Source organism: Pseudomonas sp. R2-7-07 (assembly GCF_003852355.1).
Classification (GTDB): Bacteria; Pseudomonadota; Gammaproteobacteria; order Pseudomonadales; family Pseudomonadaceae; genus Aquipseudomonas.
The window spans coordinates 2,138,837-2,155,028 of record NZ_CP027759.1; the positions used below are offsets into that span (position 1 = coordinate 2,138,837).

Annotated in this window: 13 protein-coding genes; 2 read left to right on the plus strand and 11 right to left on the minus strand. The window is 62.3% G+C overall.

Annotation, left to right across the window (positions count from 1 at the left end):
- Window positions 1-2: 2 nt before the first annotated feature.
- The 8 genes from C4J86_RS09880 to C4J86_RS09915 form a co-directional block, all read right to left on the minus strand.
- Entirely contained in the window at window positions 3-1,331 is a 1,329-nt protein-coding gene (locus C4J86_RS09880; RefSeq protein ID WP_124370247.1) for a cellulase family glycosylhydrolase, read from the minus strand.
- On the minus strand, window positions 1,321-2,511 hold the full coding sequence (locus C4J86_RS09885) for a glycosyltransferase (protein ID WP_124370248.1): 1,191 nt from the start codon (window positions 2,509-2,511) through the stop codon (window positions 1,321-1,323). The genes C4J86_RS09880 and C4J86_RS09885 overlap by 11 nt, the downstream gene beginning before the upstream one ends.
- A complete protein-coding gene (locus C4J86_RS09890; protein ID WP_124362083.1) occupies window positions 2,511-4,502 on the minus strand; it encodes an exopolysaccharide transport family protein in 1,992 nt (663 codons plus the stop codon). The genes C4J86_RS09885 and C4J86_RS09890 overlap by 1 nt, the downstream gene beginning before the upstream one ends.
- Before the next feature lie 14 nt (window positions 4,503-4,516).
- On the minus strand, window positions 4,517-5,293 hold the full coding sequence (locus tag C4J86_RS09895; protein WP_124370249.1) for a polysaccharide biosynthesis/export family protein: 777 nt from the start codon (window positions 5,291-5,293) through the stop codon (window positions 4,517-4,519).
- A 29-nt stretch (window positions 5,294-5,322) separates the two neighbouring features.
- Window positions 5,323-6,234 (minus strand): glycosyltransferase family 2 protein, encoded by a 912-nt coding sequence (locus C4J86_RS09900; RefSeq protein ID WP_124370250.1) that lies wholly within the window; start codon window positions 6,232-6,234, stop codon window positions 5,323-5,325.
- A gap of 1 nt (window position 6,235) precedes the next feature.
- Entirely contained in the window at window positions 6,236-7,696 is a 1,461-nt protein-coding gene (locus C4J86_RS09905; RefSeq protein ID WP_124370251.1) for a mannose-1-phosphate guanylyltransferase/mannose-6-phosphate isomerase, read from the minus strand.
- The gene (locus C4J86_RS09910) at window positions 7,696-9,135 is read right to left on the minus strand and encodes an undecaprenyl-phosphate glucose phosphotransferase (RefSeq protein ID WP_124362087.1); all 1,440 of its coding nucleotides are present in this window, start codon (window positions 9,133-9,135) and stop codon (window positions 7,696-7,698) included. Before C4J86_RS09910 ends, C4J86_RS09905 begins: the two co-directional genes overlap by 1 nt.
- A 412-nt stretch (window positions 9,136-9,547) precedes the next feature.
- Window positions 9,548-10,228 carry a DJ-1/PfpI family protein gene (locus C4J86_RS09915; RefSeq protein ID WP_124370252.1) on the minus strand — a complete coding sequence of 227 codons (681 nt, stop codon included), beginning with the start codon at window positions 10,226-10,228 and terminating at the stop codon, window positions 9,548-9,550.
- Window positions 10,229-10,319: 91 nt separating this feature from the next.
- Between C4J86_RS09915 and C4J86_RS09920 the strand changes: the two genes are divergently transcribed.
- Window positions 10,320-11,285, plus strand: coding sequence for a GlxA family transcriptional regulator (locus C4J86_RS09920; RefSeq protein ID WP_124370253.1), 966 nt, complete (start codon window positions 10,320-10,322; stop codon window positions 11,283-11,285).
- Here the strand turns inward: C4J86_RS09920 and C4J86_RS09925 are convergent.
- Genes C4J86_RS09925 through C4J86_RS09935 form a run of 3 tightly spaced genes read right to left on the minus strand, consistent with a single transcriptional unit; the run spans window position 11,274 to window position 14,792 of the window.
- Complete coding sequence (locus C4J86_RS09925) at window positions 11,274-12,185, minus strand: alpha/beta fold hydrolase (RefSeq protein WP_124370254.1); 912 nt, start codon at window positions 12,183-12,185, stop codon at window positions 11,274-11,276. The genes C4J86_RS09920 and C4J86_RS09925 overlap by 12 nt on opposite strands.
- Window positions 12,173-13,999 carry a glycoside hydrolase family 15 protein gene (locus C4J86_RS09930; protein ID WP_124370255.1) on the minus strand — a complete coding sequence of 609 codons (1,827 nt, stop codon included), beginning with the start codon at window positions 13,997-13,999 and terminating at the stop codon, window positions 12,173-12,175. Before C4J86_RS09930 ends, C4J86_RS09925 begins: the two co-directional genes overlap by 13 nt.
- Window positions 13,992-14,792 carry a glucose 1-dehydrogenase gene (locus tag C4J86_RS09935; RefSeq protein WP_124370256.1) on the minus strand — a complete coding sequence of 267 codons (801 nt, stop codon included), beginning with the start codon at window positions 14,790-14,792 and terminating at the stop codon, window positions 13,992-13,994. Before C4J86_RS09935 ends, C4J86_RS09930 begins: the two co-directional genes overlap by 8 nt.
- A gap of 412 nt (window positions 14,793-15,204) precedes the next feature.
- On the opposite strand from C4J86_RS09935, the gene C4J86_RS27045 reads away from it, so the two are divergent.
- Complete coding sequence (locus C4J86_RS27045) at window positions 15,205-16,002, plus strand: hypothetical protein (RefSeq protein ID WP_256681401.1); 798 nt, start codon at window positions 15,205-15,207, stop codon at window positions 16,000-16,002.
- Window positions 16,003-16,192: the final 190 nt, after the last annotated feature.

The following is a 16,192-nucleotide window of genomic DNA, read 5'->3' on the forward strand; positions in this document are numbered from 1 at the left end:
CTTCAATCCCATAACAGAATTTGCAGGTTCGACTTGACCGGGACAGTCAACCCGTTAGTGCCGCTCAGCGGTGTCTGTGTGCCGCGCAACGGGTCATACAGCGTCGCGCTGGCAAGGCCCGGCAAGTGCGCGTTACCGCCACGGGCCGACCAGAAAAACCACAGTTTGCGCCCGTCGGCGCGGGTCCAGCCGATGCTGAACAGGCCATCGGGCAACTGGTCGGCGGTGGGCGGGTCGGCGGGGGTCAGCTGCGGCCCACTGACGTCGAGGAAGTTCTTCAACGCGGTGTAGACCGGCTTGGGCTTGGCGTCGATATCGAGCAGGCCGTAGGCACGGTCGCGCACGCTGGCGCGCTGGTCGAGGTCGCTCAGGGTAAACAGGAAAATCTTGTCGAAATCCAGCGCGCTCATCAGCGCCAGGCGGCGTATCACATAATCGGCCTGGCCCTGCTGGGTGATGATGTCCTGGGCTTCTTTGGGGCCGGCGTAGTTCGACCAGCCCCACTCGGTGCTCCATAGGGTTTTCACGCCACTGGCGCGCAGCTTCTGGTTGAGCGCGGTGGTCTTGGCCACGAAGTCGAGGTTGGCCGGGTCGTTGCCCTCGGGCAGTTGCGTGTAAGGGTGGTAGGACATCACGGTGTTCAGCTTGGGCACACCGAGGGCGTCGAGGGCGTCGAGCATGGTCTGACCGTTGGGCATTTCGCTGAAAAACGCCATGCCGGCGGCCACCACCGGTTTGTTCGGGGCGACGGCGCGCAGTGCGGCGGCGGTGGTGCGCAGCAACCTGGCATAACCGGCCGGGTCCGCCGCCGGGCGCCAGAAGCCCAGCAGGTTAGGTTCGTTCCATACCTGCCAGGCGTCGACGCTGGGGTAGCGTTGGGCCAACAGGGCCATGCGGATCGCAAATACATTCGGGTCCTGTGGCGGGTACTGGTCCTGATAGGGCGCGCCCACCGGCGCGGTGGTAATAAAGGGCGCCGAGCCGACCAGGTAAAACACCGACTTGAGCTGGTTGTCCTTGAGCTTGGTCACCAGCTCATCCAGGGTCGCCACCTGGTACTGGTCGGCGGCTGGCTCCAGCCGGTCCCAATGCAAATCCAGGCGCACCCATTCCAGGCCCAGGTCCTTGAGGCGGTCGATCTGCAGCTGGTAGCGCTCGGGGCTGAACCACAGGAACTGCGCGTTCACCCCGAGGAAATCCTTCCACACCACCACCTTGTTGCCCTTGAGCACATGGTTCTCGGCGTCGGCCGGGCGCCCCCAGATAAAGGCGACCAGGCCCAGGGCCGCGACCAGCGCAAGGGTGGCGAAGTAGGTCCGTTTACGCGCCATACGGGGCCTCTGTGATTGCCTGTTCGAAGAGCTGCTTGAAGCGCTGCGCCGTCAGCGGCCACAAGCGTTCGCGGCCGATTGCGCCGGCGCGTTCGGCCCAGTCCCGGGCCAATGTGGGTGTACGGGCCAGGCGCAACAATTGCTCGCCCAGCGCGGCCACATCGCCTTCGGGGTAGATCGCGCCGTTACCGCTGGCGACTTCCTCGGCAAACGCCCGGGCATCCGAGGTAATCGCCCCACGCCCGCACGCGGCGGCCCAGGACAGCGCGCCACTGGTGCCGCGCTGACGGCCGAGCAGGCCGAGTTTTTTCGATTCGCGATACGGCAGCACCATCACATGGTGGGCTTGGATCGTTTGCGCAATCTCGTCGGCCGGCAGGTTCAGCCGCCAGTCGATGACGCTCGCCAGGCCGAGGTCGGCAATCTGGCGGTTCAACTGCTCCAGGTAATTACCGCCCGCGCCAAACGCCATTTCGGCGGCAGTGCCACCGGCCAGGGTCAGGCGCACACGGTCACGCAATTCGGGGGCTTGCTTGAAAACGGCGGCCAGGGAGTGCAACAGGTCTTCAATGCCTTTGCCACGGTAGATAAAACCGAAATACAGCAGGTGCAGCGTGTCCAGCGGCGGCAGCGCCACCGCTGCAATCGCTAGGTTGGCGTGGTGGATCACCGCCACTTTGCCGGCGGGCAATTGCATCCGCTGGCTGAGGCAATCAGCGCCCAGGCGGGTCAGGGTGATCAGCCTTGTCAGGCCACGGGCGACATGGCGTTCTTCGCGCAGGGTCAACGGGTCTGCCAGCACCACCGCCGCCTGCGGCAATGGGCTGGGCAGGCGCTGCAGCAGGTTGAGCGGGAAGGGCAGGTGCTCGCGCCGCCATACGATGCGCTCGGGGTCATGCACGGTGGCCGTCAGCGGCAGGTTCGGGTAGGCGCTGCGCAACGTGCGCAACGCCAGAAACTCCCCCAGGCGCCCGCCGCCCAGCTCGGCGTGGACCAGGTCCACGCTGCGCCAGTCGAACGCGGCGACGGCCTGCTTGATCGCCGCGCTCGTGCCTTCCACGCCGCTCAACGGTGTCAGCACCGTCACGCCCAGCTGCTCCAATGCCGTCTTGAAATGGTTCGCGTAGTCGGCGATCCCATTCTTTTCCGGTGGCAAAGGCGCGAGCAGGGCAATGCGCATCAGAACGCCCCCCGGTATTTGGCGATGCTGTGCAGCACCTTGGCCGGCACTTCGAATTTACGCCGGTTGATGATGATGCCATCGACTTTGCCGAACGCGGTATTGAGGATCGACAGCGCGTGTTCCACCACCGGCACCGTGCTTTTCTGCGCTTCCACCACCAGCGCGATCAGGTCGGCGCGCCGCAGGTTGACGAACGCATCGCGGTTGTCCAGCAGCGCCGAGGCATCCAGCAACACCACTTCGCCCGGTGCTGCAGGCGCCGCCCCGCCGACGCGCACGGTAATGCCATTTTCCTGGAGCAGTTGGCGCAGTTGCTCCACCACGAAGGTCACGCCTTCACCGTGGCGCGCCGATGTCAGCCCGAGGGTCAGCCCGCGTTCGGCGACGCGGTCCAACTGCAGCAGACCGTACAGCCGGTAGATGCTCGCATTGAACGCATTGGTGCCTTGCGCGGTGCTGGTGTCCAGCTCCGGCAGGGTGGTCCACAGCGGCAGGCCGAACTTGCGTTCCACCAGGCCGCCATCGTGAATGCGCTGGTCGAGCAGGTAGCACAGGTAGATCACCAGCAGGCCGACGACGATGGCAAACGGGATCGCCAGCAACAGCATCAGCAGGGTTTTGGGGAAGATGCGACCTGGGTTCAGGGTCGCTTCCTCGATCACTGCGATGTTGCTGATCTGGCTGTTGTCCAGTTCACGGTCGATGCGTGATTTTTCCAGGTTGTCCACGTACAGCGCGTAGTTACGCTCGGTGGCACTCAGCTCGCGGGACAGGCGCGCCAGCTCCGGTTCAATCTCCAGGGCTTCCTTGCGTTGCGCTTCGAGGTTGACCAGTTGCTTTTGCTGCTGCACCAGTTGGGTGCGCAACGCCAGGTTGTTGCTGGACTCATCGAGCAGCACGCGCTGCAAGTGGATTTCCAGGGTATTCGGCGCGCGGTTTTCCGAGCTTTGTACAGTGTTGCTTTCACCGGCGACCTGGGCCTGCATTGCCCGAATCGACGCATCCAGGGCTTTGACCGGCGGCGCGTTATCGGTGTAGGTGCGCATCATGTCGGCTTTTTCCAGCAGCTTCTGGTTAAGCAAGCGACGCAAGTCCTGCTGCTGCGGGTTCAGCGCAATCTGGCGAACCGTGGTCACCTCCTTGGGCTGAGTCTTGAGCTGGGTGCGTGTGCTCTCGAGGGCGCTGTCTGAAGACGCGATCAAGCGCGTGGTGTTGAAGGTTTCGCCGCGCAGCACGTTGATGCGCTCGGACAAATCTTCCAGGCGATCGGTGATGCTCGCCGCGCCAATCTGGTTCAAGTGGGTCAGGATCTGCTGCTTGTAGCTCTTGATCTCGGTGGCGCTGTTGGACACCTGGCCTTCATAGAAGGCATATAGGCTCTTGCGCCCCAGGGCCTGGGTGCGTTCGTTGATGTAGGTTTCGACCCAACTCTTGACCACCGCTTGGGCGATCTCGGGGTCGCTCCACTTGAAGCTGATGTCCATCACCGTGGACCCGGCCGCATGGCTGACTTCGAAGTTCTTTTCCAGGCTCGCGGCGAGGCGTTCCACCGGCGTGGTCTGTTCAATCACGCCCACGGTTTCCAGCACCACGCGCACGCCGTCGAACACCGCGCCGATAGCGTTTTTGACGTAGTACTTGGTGCGCTTCCAGACACCTTCCGGCGGCGGCATTTTGTCGATGACTTCCAGGTAATGCTCGGCCACCGCACGCACGATCGGGCGGCCGGTCAGCAGGCGCTCCTCATCGACAATCGGGTCGCGCTGGGTGCTGGGCATGACCAGCGCCTGGCGGTTGCTGATCTCGATCGGCAGTGTCGAATCACGCCCCGGCTTGACCAGCAGGCGCGCGGTGGATTCGAACTTGGCGGGCAGCAGGAAGGCGCCCAGCAAAATGATCACCAGCGCCGCGATGGCCGCCAGCTTGAACTCATGCCGGAAGATGAAGAACAGGCGCAGAAGATCGCGAAAAGAACGGATCTCGATCATGGGATGTCGCTCCTTTAGTTACTGCCGCCGCTGGTTCGGGTGTAGTTGTAGCCAACCCCGATCGACTTGGTGAATGGGATCAGCTGGTTCAGGTAGGTATCCACGCCCTGGATGCGCTCGCCCACATTGGATTTGGGCACGAACACCACATCACCGCGTTGCAGGGGCACTTGTTTGCGCCCGTTGGGCCCGGTCTTGAGGTATTGGCTGAAGTCCAGGAAGTAGGCGCGATAGACGCCTTGGGTATCTTCGCGCAGCAGCGCAACCATGCTGGCATTGCCTGCCGGGTTGACCCCGCCGGCGCCGACAATGGCTTGCTCCAGGGTGTTGGCCGAGGCGATCGGCACCGTGGTCGGGTTGTTGACCGCGCCGCCGACGATGATCGAATTGCCCGGCGCCTGGTTGATGTTCACCGTCACCCGTGGCTCGCGATACACCGGCGCAAGCTTGCTGCTCAGCTCATTCGCCACCTCGGACGGGGTGCGCCGGGCCACCTGGATCGGGCCCAGGAACGGGTAGTTGATCTTGCCGTCGGTTTGCACCGTGTACAGCGTCAGCTCATAGATGGTGCTGACGTTGAACGCCGACAGGGTCGGCATTTCCCCGGCATCGCGCACGATGCGCAACTGATCGCCGATGCGGATGCGTTCCACCGCCGGCGGCAGTTGGGCCAGTTGGTCGAGGGCACGCTTGCCGTCCTCGACGGTCTTGCCGTCAGGCGCGACGATGCGCGCGGGGGTATTGCAGGCGGCCAGGACCATCATGGCCAGGACGAGCAGGGTTCGTTTCATCAAATAGGACTTCCTGTAGGTCATGATGCTCACCTCCAATAACCGGGGAACATGCTGATGCGCCGCTTGAGGGCGAGGGGTAGCCGGCGTTCCTGCTGGCCCAGCCGATAGCCGAGCAACTTGAACGCGCTGCGCACCAGTACTTCGGGTACGCGGTGCCATGCACCGGCTGCGCGCAATGCCGCGAGTTCAGCCAGTACATAGCGTTTACCTTCACCGCCGGCATCGCCAAAGGCCTGGCGTATCCAGGGTTCGCGACCGTAGAACACGCCAATGTCGAAGTAGCGGTGAAACTCATCCATGAGTCGGTAATCGTGGGAGTGGTACACCTGCGCGGAGGCGGCGTAGCGCACGGTGTAGCCTTCGATCAGCATGCGCGCTGCGACGTAGGCGTCTTCGCTACCGATGACATCGGCGGGGAAACCACCTACGGCTTGCAGGGCGCTGCGTCGGTAAACGGAAAACGAGTCGGAGCTGAAACAGGTCTTGATCCCCAGCTCCGGCGCATCGGCCAGGCGCTTGCTGCGGCTGTGGGCCGGGTAATTGAAGTGGCGCGACTGCGCGCCCAGCACACCGGCGTCGGGGTGCGGCAGTTGGCGACCATAGGCCACGCCGTTGAGCGGGTCTTGCTGCAATTCAGCGAGCAGGTTGGCGAAGGTCTCGGGCGCGGCGGGAATGGCGTCCTGGGTCATGACGATCAGGGCATCGCCGCTTACCTGTTCGCTGGCCCAACGCCGCGTGCCGCCGTGGTTGAAGGCGCGGGCGTCGATCACCTCGACCCGCGCGCCGTATTCGCGAAAGCGCGCCACGGTGTCATCGCTGGACGCACTGTCGACCACCAGCATCTCGTCCGGTTGCAGGGTTTGCATCTTCAGCGCAGGCAGCAGCCGCGCCAGGTGGCTTGCGGCGTTACGGGTCGGGATGATCAGCGAGGTGCGCATGTCATGGCTTCACTTCGGCAGGCGCACGCCCATAGATGTCATCGAAGCGCACGATGTCGTCTTCGCCCAGGTACTCGCCGCTCTGCACCTCGATCATCACCAGGTCGATGATGCCGGGATTGGTCAGGCGGTGTTTGTGCCCGGCCGGGATGTAGGTGGATTCGTTGGCGTTGATCAGAAATTCGCGCTCGCCATTGGTGATCTGCGCCGCGCCGCTGACCACCACCCAATGTTCGCTGCGGTGATGGTGCATTTGCAGCGACAACGACGCCTGGGGCTTGACCACAATGCGCTTGATCTTGAAGCGGCTGCTTTCCTCCAGCACGGTGTAGGTGCCCCACGGCCGGGTGACGGTGCGGTGCAGGCTGAAGGCCGGGTGGTTCTGGCGCTTGAGCTCGGCCACGATGTAGCGCACGTCCTGGCTGCGGTGGGCGTCGGCGATCAGCAGGGCATCGGGGGTGTCGACGATGATCAGGTCACGCACGCCGACCGCGCCGAGCACGCGCTTGGGCGAGTCGATGTAGCAGTTGTGCACGTCATGCAAAATCGCTTCGCCATTGACCTGGTTGCCCTGGGCATCGCTGGGGGTGAGCTGGCGTAGGGCTTCCCAGGAACCGATATCGCTCCAGCCGATGTCGCACGGCACCACGGCCACTTGCGTGGACTTTTCCATCAGCGCCACGTCAATGGAAATGTCCGGTGCGCTGCCGAAGGCGTCACTGTCCAGTTCGCGCTGGCGCGAGGTTTTGTTTTGCAGGTGCTGGCTGTGCTCAAGGGCGGCACGCGCAGCGATCAGCACGTCGGGCGCGTGGGTGTTCAGTTCATCCACCAGGGTGCTGGCCTTGAAGCAGAACATGCCGGCATTCCACAGGTGTTTGCCGCCGTCGAGGTAGGCTTGGGCAGTGGCCAGGTCGGGTTTTTCGACAAAGCGTTTGACCAGGTTGCCCTGGCTCAGCGCTTCGCCTTTTTCGATATAGCCGAAACCGGTCTCCGGGTGGTCGGGTTGAATGCCGAAGGTCACCAGGTAGCCGGCGTCGGCCAACTCGCGGGCCTGGGCCACGGCGTCGGCGAATGCGGTCTCGTTGAGCACCAGATGGTCGGCGGGCATTACCAGAAGTTGCGCGTCGCCACCGAAATGTTCCTGCACATGCAGCGCCGCCACGGCGATCGCTGCTGCGGTGTTGCGCCCGAAGGGTTCGAGCAACAGGTCCAGGGGCAGGTGGGCCTTGTTGACCCCACGGTAGTCATCCAGGGTGCGAAACAACAGGTCACGGTTGGTCACCGTGAGCACGCTTTCCACGCCGGGCAGGCGGGCGGCGCGCTGGAAGGTTTTCTGCAGCAGGCTCTGGCCGTCGCGCATGCGCATGAACGGCTTGGGCATGTTCTGCCGGGACACCGGCCACAAGCGCGTGCCCGAACCACCGGAAATGATGCAGGGAATTAATCCGTTGAGGGTATTCATCAATAGACTTCCTTGGTGGAAAGGACGGCCGGGACCGTCATGAAAACGATGTACAAGTCAAACCACACCGACCATTTGGAGATGTACTCCAGGTCGTACTCGACGCGTTTCTGGATTTTGAACAGGGTGTCGGTTTCGCCCCGGTAGCCGTTGATTTGCGCCCACCCGGTGATGCCTGGCTTGACCCGGTGCCGTGAGCTGTATTCGCTGACCGCCACTTCGAAAGGAATGCCCGCCGCCTTGGTGGCGGTGGCGTGGGGCCGGGGGCCGACCATGGACATGTTGCCCTGCAGGACGTTGAACAACTGCGGCAGCTCGTCGATGCTGGTTTTGCGGATGATGCGCCCGACTCGGGTGATGCGCGGATCCTGGCGGGTGGTCTGGCGTTCGGCGGTGAAATCGCTCTGGTCGGTGAACATCGAACGGAACTTGAACACGCGGATTTCATTATCGTTATAGCCATAGCGGTTCTGGCGAAACAGCACCGGGCCCTTGGAATCGAGCTTGATCGCGATCGCCGTCAACAGCATCACCGGCGACAGCACCACCAGGGTGATGCTCGCCAGCAGCAGGTCTTCGCAGCGCTTGATAAAGGGCGACCAGCCACGCAGCGGTAACTGCGAGGTGTTGAACATCAGGATGCCGCCCACATCGGTGATGCGGCTGTGGCCGTAGCGCAGGGCGGCCATGTCCGGCACCAGCATCACGTTCACCGACATCTGCCGCAGGCGATTGACCAGCCCGTGGATACGCTGCTCGGCGGCCCACGGCAGGCAGATCATCACTTGGTTGACCTGCTCGGCGCGGATCAGCTTTTCCAGGTCGCGGGTATTGCCCAGCAGCGGCAGGTTGCTCAGTTCCTTGGGAATGCGTTCGGTGCGGTCGTCGATAAAACCGATCAGGCCGGAGCGGATATCGCCGTTGCGCTGCAGGTGGTCGGCGACATGCACGGCGGTGTCGGTAAAGCCCAGGATCACCGTGCGTTGCAGGAACTTGCCCTTGCGCATCAGGTTGCGGTACAGGCGCAGCATCACCAGGCGCTCCAGGCAGAACAGCCCGAGGCTGGCGAAGTACCACACCACCAGGTTGCGCGGGTTCAATTGCGGAAACACCTGCAGGATCTGGTACATGAACAGCAGGATGCAGAACGCCGACGACCAGGCCACGATATTGGCGCGCAGGCGCAAGCGGTTGCTGAACAGCTCTTCGGAATAAATGCCCAGGGCCTGGAACAAAATAACCGTCAACACTGCAAAAAACAGCAGCAGCCCCAGGAAATGCGAGCGCATCTCGGCGTCCATCGGGTCGAGGAAAATCGCCAGGACCAGCGGCGGCAAAATGGCGGTCAGGCCATGCACCAACTTGACAAAAACAACAAAAAACTCAACGAAGCCGGCCCGGGTCAGAAACAAACTGACCACTGATGATTTCTCGCGCATACAACCATCCCTCATTGCACACCAAGTTTGCGCCGCAGCTGTTCAACGGAGCAGTCAACGGGCCACATCTGGTTAAAACGCAACCATTCATCCAAGTGAAACCATCCAAATGAAGGAAGTTTTGCGGAGCTAGTGGCTAAAGGAGTTCCTTTTTACGGCATAGTCAATAAGTTGACCATTCTGCGAAGTTCGCATTATAGTCATGTTAAGTGAAGTTTTGTGTGCCATTTTTATGACGGTCGTAGTGCTGGCACTTGGGCATCTGGGTGTGATTTTGAGTGTAGGAACAAATGTCAGAATTTTCCTGTTTGGCGGGAAAAGGTTTTTTTGGCGGGGAGTCAGGAAGAGGGCAGTTGGCGGGACGCGGAGCGTCCCCGGAGGCGTTCCCACGCAGAGCGTGGGAACCATCCATTTAACCCAGGCGTGCCGCCGCCCGCGTAACAATCTCTGCGCGCACCCTGCGCGATTCTGCCGTGCGCTTGTTGGCTTCCTCCAGCACGTGCCTGGGGGCCGTATCCGGCCGGCCCGCATCAAATGGCGGGGCCGGCGCATATTCGATTTGCAGCTGCACCAATTGCGCCGCCGCTTCGCTGTACAGCTCCGCCGCCAGGGTCAGCGCAAAGTCGATCCCCGCCGTAATTCCACCGCCGGTAAACAGGTTGCCGTCACGTACCACGCGCGCCTGTACCGGGATGGCCCCCAATGGCGCGAGCAAGTCGTGATAGGCCCAGTGCGTGGTGGCCTTGCGACCGCGCAGCAAACCCGCCGCGCCCAGCACCAGCGAACCGGTACACACTGAGGTCATGTAGCGCACGGTTTGCGCCTGGGCCTTGAGGAAGTTCAGCGTGGAGGGATCCTCCATCAGTGCGCCGACACCGGCACCGCCGGGCACGCACAGCACGTCCAGCTTCGGGCAGTCGGCATAGGTGATGGTCGGCGTGAACACCAGGCCGGTGCTGGAGGTGATCGGCGCCAGGTCTTGCCAGACCAGGTGCAGTTTCACGTCCGGCAGCGAACCGAGCACGTCATAGGGGCCGGTAAGGTCCAGTTGCTGGATGCCGGGGAATAGCAGGAAGCCGATGTGCAAGGTCATGAATGAAACTCCAATCAAGGGGGTGGACGGCTTCACTGTAGATGCCTAGGCTTTGGCGCATACGCCATTGAGCCCACAGATCACGCCAATCATGCCCCGACTCATTCATGTGCTCGCTTTTGATAATGCCCAGGTGCTCGACGTCACCGGGCCTCTGCAGGTGTTCGCCTCGGCCAACGACCTGGCTCGCCAGCGCGGTTTGCCTGCGCCCTATGCGGTGAATGTGATCGCTGACCAGGCCAAACCGGTGATGACCTCGGCAGGCCTGGCGCTGATGGCCGAGCCGCTGCCCGCCGTCGATCAGCCATGTGACACCTTGGTGATCGCCGGTGGCTGGGGCGTCTACGGTGCCGCCGAAGACCCGGCGCTGGTGCACTGGGTACGCGAGAAATCCCGGCACACCCGGCGCATGGCCTCGGTCTGCACTGGTGCTTTTCTGCTGGCCGCCAGTGGCCTGCTCGACGGATGCCGCGTGGCTACACACTGGACGCGCTGTGAGGAACTGGCGCGCAAGTTTCCGGCGCTGACGGTGGAGGCCAATCCGATTTTTATCCAGCAAGGCGCGCTGTGGACCTCGGCCGGCGTGACTGCCGGTATCGACCTGTGCCTGGCCTTGGTGGAGGAGGACCTGGGCCGCGCCGTCGCCCTGGACGTAGCGCGCCAATTGGTGGTGTTTCTCAAGCGTCCCGGCGGGCAATCGCAATTCAGCGTGACCTTGTCCCTGCAAAAAAGCGACAGCCGCTTTGCCGAGTTACACGCCTGGATCGCCGACAACCTGACGTTGGACCTGAGTATTTCCACCCTGGCCGCCCAGGCTGGGATGAGCGAGCGCAGCTTTGTGCGCCACTACCGAGCCGAAACCGGCCAGACCCCGGCGCGGGCCGTGGAGCTGATTCGGGTCGAAAGCGCACGCCAGCAATTGGTGGACAGCAGCATTGCGATCAAACGCATCGCCGTGCACTGCGGGTTTGGCTGTGAAGAGACCTTGCGACGCAGTTTCCTGCGGGCCTTGTCGGTAACGCCGCAGGCCTATCGCGAGCGGTTTTCACCGGTGTAGCAATTCCAGCAGTGCTGCCAGGGTGGCCTCGGGCGCTTCCTGGGGAATATTGTGACCCACGCCGGGCAACACCTGGCGTCGATAAAAACTGCGGAAATGCTCGACGTCATCGTCCTCTTCCGGTGGCGGCCCCACGCCGTCATCGGCACCGCACAGGGAAATGCTCGGCACCGAAATCGGCGGTTGCAGCGCCAATGCCTGCTCGATGAATTCCAGCCCAGGGTCCCCCGGCGCATACCCGAAGCGGTGGCGGTAGGAGTGGATCACCACCGCGACGAAATCCGGGTTATCGAACGATGGCGCGGTGTGCCCATACAGGCTCGGCCCGCGCGCCCACGACGGTGACCATAACGCCCACAACAGCTGGCACAGTTCGCGGCGGTTGGCGGTCAAGCCATCCACGCCGCGCTGGGTGTGAAAGTAATACTGGTACCACAACCGATGTTCTGTCGCGGGCGCCCGTGGCTTGGACGACTTGGCGATGTCCTGGATGTTGTAGCCCTCTGCGGTCACCAGACCCCGCACCCGTTCCGGCCACAGCGCCGCGACGATACACGCGGCGCGCCCACCCCAGTCATAACCGGCCAGCGTGGCGCAGGGAATGGCCAGCGCATCCATGAAATCCAGCAAGTCCTTGGCCAGCGCTGCCTGCTGACCGGAACGCATGACTTGATCGTTGATAAAACGCGTAGGCCCATAGCCGCGCAGGTACGGCACCAGCACCCGGTAGCCACGCTGCGCCAGTACTGGCGCGATTTCGTCGTAGCTGCGCGGGTCGTAGGGAAAGCCATGGAGCAGGATGACGGGCTCGCCATCCACAGGGCCGTGGGTTTCGTAAGCCACATCGAGCATGGGCGTGCGCACGTACAGCAGCGGGGCAGGTGGCCTCAGGGTTGCCATACGGTTTTCTCTCCACTGAGCTTACGGTCCAGAAACGTCGCCGCACTGATCAACGCCAAATGGCTCAAGGCCTGGGGTGTGTTGCCCAGGTGCCGGGCCTGGCTGTCGAACTCTTCGGCGTACAACCCCAGCGGGTTGGCGTAGCGCAGCAACTGTTCGAACTCCAGGTGAGCCTTTTCCACTTGCCCGGCGCGGGCCAGGCATTCGACGTACCAGAACGAACACGCGGTAAACGCGCCTTCGGTGCCTTGCAGCCCATCGATCTGGCTGTCGTCATTGCGGTAACGGTAGACCATGCCGTCGCGTACCAGGCTTTTCTCGATCGCCTCCAGTGTCGACAGCCAGCGTGGATCAGTCGCGGCAACGAAGCGCACCAGCGGCATCAACAGCATCGAGCCGTCAAGGGCAGTGCTGTCGATGTGCTGCACGAAATGCCCACGTTCCTCGTTCCAGAAGTTGCTCCAGATGTCGGCATAGATGGCCTGGCGCGTCTGGTCCCAACGCGCGAACGGCGCCGGTAGTGAACGCTTGGAGGCCAGGCGGATCGCACGGTCCAGGGCCACCCAGCACATCAGGCGCGAGTGCAGGAAGTGGTGCTGCTCGCCGCGCATTTCCCAGATGCCGACGTCTTTCCGGTTCCAGATTTCGCAGACCTGGTCGACCACTTCCACGGTGTGTTTCCAACCTTGGTGGGAAATCGCTTCGCCGTATTTATTGACCAGGTACACCGCGTCCATCAGTTCGCCGTAGATATCCAGCTGGATCTGGTCGAACGCTTCATTGCCCACGCGCACCGGCTGGGCGCCACCATGACCACGCAAGTGGTCCAGTGTGGTTTCCGGCAGTTCCTGGCGGCCATCAATGCCGTACAGGATGTTGATCTTGGTGGTCTGGCCGCAGCAGTCGCTGACCCGGCCTCTGAGCCAGCGCATATAGGCATTGGCTTCCTCGATGAAGCCCAGGCGCATGAAGGCGTAAACGGTAAAGGAGGCGTCGCGGATCCAGGTGTAGCGGTAGTCCCAGTTGCGCTCGCCGCCAGGGCTTTCCGGCAGGCCGAAGGTAGCGGCGGCGATGATTGCGCCCTGTTTGCGCGAGGTCAGCAGCTTCAGCGCCAAGGCCGAACGGTTGACCATTTCGCGCCAGCGCCCACGGTAGTTCGATTGGCTGATCCAACCACGCCAGAACTTCAAGGTGCGTTGCAGGTAGAGGTCGGTGCAGGCATTCGTCACGCGTGGATCGTCCTGGCCGCCGAGGACGAATTCGGCGCTTTCGTCCTGGGCCAGGCTGAAGCGGGCCACCGCCACATTCTCGTCCAGCGTCAGCGCGTGGCTGCCGGTCAGGCGCAGGCCAGGCTGGCCGTCAGCGCTGAACACTATGCCAGTGTCGCAGGCTGCGGCGTGCGTGTGGGCGCGGGCATAGTCATGGCGCACGGCGCAGCGCAGGTGGAATGTGGCGGTGCCGCTGACCACCCGCACGCGGCGGATCAATAGCGGCAGGTCGTCGACCTCTTCACTGACGGCCAGCAAATCGGTGACTTCCACCACCGCCGCATCGCTCAGCCAACGGGTCTGCAGCACATTGGTGTCGGGCAGGTAGATCTGCTCGCGGCGCGCATTGGGCAGGTCCGGGGTGAGCTGGAAGGTGCCGGCGTCGGGTGTGTCGAGCAACGCACAGAAAATCGACGGGCTGTCGAATTCCGGCCAGCAGAAAAAGTCGATGCTGCCCTGGTCATTCACCAGCGCGGCGCTGCGCATGTCGCCAATGATGCCGTGGGCACCGATGGGGCTTTGTGGCTCGTTCTTCAAATCAACCATTGCCACGAAACTCCGGATAAAGGCTCATGCCGCCATCGATGAACAGCGTGCTGCCGACCACGTAATCGGACGCGTCGCTGGCCAGCCACACCACCGCGTTCGCTACGTCCTCCACATCGCCGACCCGGCCATAGGGAATCAACTTGAGCAGCTCTTTTTCGGCTGCGCCTTCGGTGGCCGCACGGTTGATTGCGGTGCGAATCGCGCCCGGCGCAATCCCGTTGATTCGAATGCGCTGCTCGCTGACTTCCTGGGCGAGGGTGCGCATCAGCATCTCCACGCCGCCCTTGGACGCCGCGTAATTCGCATGCCCGGCCCAGGGAATCAATTGGTGCACCGAGCTCATATGAATGATCTTGCCGGCCGCGCGGGACACCCCAGCGCGCACGCCTTGCCGGTTAAAAATACGCACGGCGGCGCGTGCGCAGAGAAATTGGCCGGTGAGGTTGACGCCGATCACGGTGTTCCAGTCGTCGAGGCTCATGTCGACCAGGTTGGCGTCTTTTTGCAGGCCGGAGTTGGCCACGAGGATATCCAGGTGGCCGAAGGCATCGAGGGTGTGGGCGAACAGGCGTTCGACGTCGGCTTCTTTCGACACATCGCCACCGATGGCAATCGCCCGGCCGCCGTTGGAGTTGATCTGCGCGGCGAGGGCTTCGGCCGGTGCCGCCTGGGAGTTGTAGTTAAGTACGACGGCCGCGCCGGCTTCGGCCAACGCCTTGGCCGCACCGGCGCCGATGCCGGAGCTGGCACCGGTGACCAGGGCCACTTGTTGCTGCAAGGAAATCTGCATCGCCCACCCGCTGTTTAATGAGAGTCTTTTGTGCTGACTGATGCGCGGTGATGGAAGTTCAGCACGCCGCTGTGCATTTGAAAGGGTCGCGGACCAATGCAACTGTAATTTCTGACAGTAGACGCGTCTTTATCCTCAAGTGAACCTACGAGCGTTGACGTGCCCGGGGATGGATGTCGTGGACATAAGGCGATTTGCGTTGCCGTGGGCAGGGAAATTTCCCGGTTCGCTCTTCGTTACGCAAGACCTCCTTCCTACCCCTAGTTGGATGTTTTCAGCACGTCGAGGAACCTATTGCCATCGCTCTGCCACACAGCAAAGGCCTGCTGGTGCAGACCTGCGCCACGATTCATCCATCGTTGGCAAGGCTGCGGCAGCAAGGTATCGCCCTAACTCAGCACTGGAGTACCCCATGTCGGTATCCGCATCCAATCAAGCGTTCGCCTCATCAACTGACAACCTGGCGCAGACTCGCGCAGACGCACAACCCAGCGCGGTGGCCAAGGCTGCGGGCGCGGCGGGCCCGAGTTTCGAGCAGTCGGCGAGTCAGTCCGGCCCGGTTTTCGACAGCGCAGCGCAGTCGCGCAAACCAGGCTTCAATCCAGGCCCGCCCCCACGTCCCAACCCCACACTGCCGGATCCTCTTTACGGAAAACAGAGCAACGAGCTGTTGGCCCAGGGGCTATTGAATAAATACGACAAGTTCAAACCCTGGTACGCACCGACCGTCACGCCTGAGCATATAAATAATATGGCAGGTCGACCCTTGACCGGGTTTTCGAAGGTGGACGAGAACATCAGGCTTGCCAGGGAATTGCTCAAGCGCCCGGGCCTGATGCAGGCCCTCGATCGAAATGATGGGACGGGGGCCCTGGACAAATCCCTGTCTAAACAAGACATCAGCAAATTCATTCTTTCGTCGAACCCACTCAAGCTTCAGGACGACAGGCAACTTGCCCAGAATGTCTTGAATAACTTCAACGCGTTGAAAGGGCCGTGGTGGAGCGCCGATAGAAACGCCATCGACGTCAACACCTTCGCAAAGTTTGCGTCGCGTCCGCTTTATGGTCATGGACCCACCGACAGCATTACCCAGCTATCGCGAGAAGTCATGGCGCGTTCGGAGTTGAAGGGCTCGATGGATAACGTCTTCGGGTTCCTGCGCGATGGCAAGATCACCCGAGACGACCTGTATCGGCTCTTGCGCTAATACCTGGCCCAATGCGTCGCATCGGTTGGTAAACACTTGGCCAGGAAATCGCTCCGTAGTGATGCTGGAACCATTTGCAAGTATTTACCACGAAGAAAGCATCCATTGGTGTGACCCATGGATGCCTTCGTTTACTGGAACAGGTAATGGCCTATGAATTCGACATCATTTGAACCTCGCCAATCTCACT